This window comes from Bartonella sp. AA86SXKL (assembly GCF_042196885.1).
Genome location: NZ_JBHIRE010000249.1, coordinates 1 through 795, shown reverse-complemented (window position 1 = coordinate 795; position 795 = coordinate 1). Strand labels below are relative to the sequence as shown.

Here is a 795-nt window from a genome sequence, read left to right as displayed (position 1 = left end):
GAAGTTCAATATTTTTAAATTGTTGACGCAAGACGGACCATTTTTCAGTCGCTTCTTGTACGCGGTTTTCTGCAAAAACAGACTGTCCTGCTTGTAAAAGAGGGCGTATATTTTCTACAGATACAGTTTTTGAAACAGCGATAAATTGAATCTCTTCTGCGAGCCGATGATAGTCTTTACATGTTTCAGTAATGTCCTTTTGTAGATTTTTCCATGCTTCAACGCAAAGGTCATGGGGAGTGGTGTCTGTGCTCATCTTTTTGTACTTTCTGTTTTTATTGATTGATTGCGTTATTGTTTGTAAGAGCTTTGAAAAATACTTCGTGAAATATTGACTGAAAATGTTGACGAAGGGGTTAATCCATGATCAAGCATAAAACAAGTTTTTTAGTTCAATTTTATAAAGAGTATAATAGAAATGACAATTGAACATTATAATCTAGGTGAACGCTATAATCCACGTGCCTGCGAACGAAAATGGCAAGCGATTTGGGATGAAAAGAAAATTTTTCAAACTGTCCAAGAAGATCGCCGTGAAAAATATTATGTTTTAGAGATGTTCCCTTATCCTTCTGGGCGCATTCACATGGGGCATGTGCGCAATTATGCCATGGGGGATGTTGTTGCGCGCTATAAACGCGCAAAGGGCTTTAATGTGCTGCATCCTATGGGGTGGGACGCTTTTGGTATGCCGGCTGAAAATGCTGCCATGCAAAATAAAGTGCATCCTAAAACTTGGACCTATCAGAATATTGCTGTAATGCGTGGGCAATTAAAGCAGTTAGGGCTCTCAGT

1 protein-coding gene and 1 pseudogene are annotated in these 795 nt (G+C 39.0%); one reads left to right on the top strand and one right to left on the bottom strand.

The window, feature by feature from the left end; genetic code table 11:
* Positions 1-256: pseudogene (locus tag ACFIO5_RS11315) on the bottom strand (YggS family pyridoxal phosphate-dependent enzyme); the annotation flags it as partial.
* Positions 257-418: 162 nt separating this feature from the next.
* Here ACFIO5_RS11315 and ACFIO5_RS11310 point away from each other — a divergent pair.
* On the top strand, positions 419-795 hold a 377-nt coding region (locus ACFIO5_RS11310; protein WP_375705458.1), incomplete at its 3' end, for a class I tRNA ligase family protein.